2 protein-coding genes are annotated in these 1,532 nt (G+C 72.1%); both read left to right on the top strand.

The genetic code is table 11. The annotated features are described in order from the left end of the window. The coding region (locus GTW43_RS15035) for a UTRA domain-containing protein (protein ID WP_161302407.1) at positions 1-526 on the top strand (526 nt) is incomplete at its 5' end. Between the two features lie 522 nt (positions 527-1,048). Beyond that, positions 1,049-1,532: discoidin domain-containing protein (locus tag GTW43_RS15030; RefSeq protein WP_202501455.1), on the top strand; the 484-nt coding region annotated here is incomplete at its 3' end.

Genomic DNA, 1,532 nt, shown 5'->3' with positions numbered 1-1,532 from the left:
CACCGTCCAGGCGGGCGCCCGCGTCGGACGCAGGCTGCGCCTGTCGCCCGCGGCGCCGATCGTGTACGTCGCACGGCTGCGACTCGTGGACGGCGCGCCCATGGCCATCGAGCACCTGCACATCCGCGCCGACCTCGTGCCGGGGCTCAGCGCCCAGGAGCTGGAGAGCGGTGACCTGTACGAGCACCTGCGCGTCCATCACGACGTTCGCGTACGCGAAGCCACGCAGACCATCGAGCCGACCGTCGTCACCCGCGCCGAGGCGGACGTCCTCGACGTCCCCGAACTGTCGCCCGCGATGCTCGTCGAGCGCCTCACCACCGACACCGCGGGGCGTCCCGTCGAGTACGTGCACTCGCTCTACCGCGGCGACCGGTACCGCATCGTCTCGCGCCTGACCCTCGGCCCCGCCGACGTCCCGGCGCACCCGGCGCCGGACCATCACCCGGGCATCCCGCCGGGGGACTTCGAGCGCCTGGGCCCCCTGACCTCCTCGACCCGCGGGGACGTGCAGCAGGCCCCCTGACCCGAACGCCACGAGACCCGGCCCCCGGACCGCCCCGCGCGGACCGGGGGCCGCTGTCGTCGTGAACGACCGACGTCACGTCCGCTGAAAATCCGGACCCTGCGACGAACATCGGAACGCAATTACTTGCGTGACTTGCGCGAGCTTGCGTGGGTGGGGTGGGGGTGTCCTGATGTCGGCGCGTGGCTGAGATCTCGATCGCGAGGTCCTCGTGATTCAGCTGCTGCACAAGGGAGTTGGGTGCTGTCCCGTTGCCTTCAGGGCCGGGTTCCCGGCGGTGTCGGAGTGCTCCCGGTGGAGAGTGTGCCGTCATGGCAGTAGACGAGGCTTCCGTTGTCTGCAATATTTCGATCGAACCACGCAAGAAGCTGTGTATCGCGTGGTGTGGGCACCGCCTGCCCGCGCGACCGCCGATGCAGAGCCCCGCCCGGAGCCCAGCACGTCCGCGCCACCGCTCCGAACAGGAAAGAGCCGCTCAGCGCGCCCCGGCGCGCATGAATCCCCCCGCAAGGAGTGACCCGTATGACTCGACACCGACCGAGAGCCGGGAGACGGCGCGTCGCGACCGCCGTGCTCGCCGGCACCGTCATGGTGCTCGGCCTGCCCGCCGTCGGCGCGCACGCGGCCGGCGGCCCGGACGCCGCCGCAGGCCACCGGACGACCTCCGGCAGCGCCCTGCGCGCCCACAGCGCCGCGCTCGTCAGCGACGGCGACGCCGACACGTACTGGCAGGCAGGCAAGAAGTCCGGGCAGTGGGTGCAGACCGACCTGGGGCGGAGCCGGCGCGTCCGGCAGGTCGTCCTGCGCCTGCCGGCCGACTGGGAGACCCGCCGGCAGACCCTGGCCCTGCAGGGCAGCGCGGACGGCAAGAGCTTCGCCACGCTCAAGTCGTCGGCGCGGTACGTCTTCAGCCCGGGCAACGGGAACACGGTCACGATCTCCTTCCCCGCGACCCTCGCCCGGTACGTGCGCGCCGACTTCAGCAAGAACTCGGCCGGCTCCGCCG

This window comes from Streptomyces sp. SID5785, assembly GCF_009870065.1.
Classification (GTDB): Bacteria; Actinomycetota; Actinomycetes; order Streptomycetales; family Streptomycetaceae; genus Streptomyces.
The sequence above is the reverse complement of the archived record's forward strand: the minus strand, read 5'-3'. Positions and strand labels throughout refer to the sequence as shown.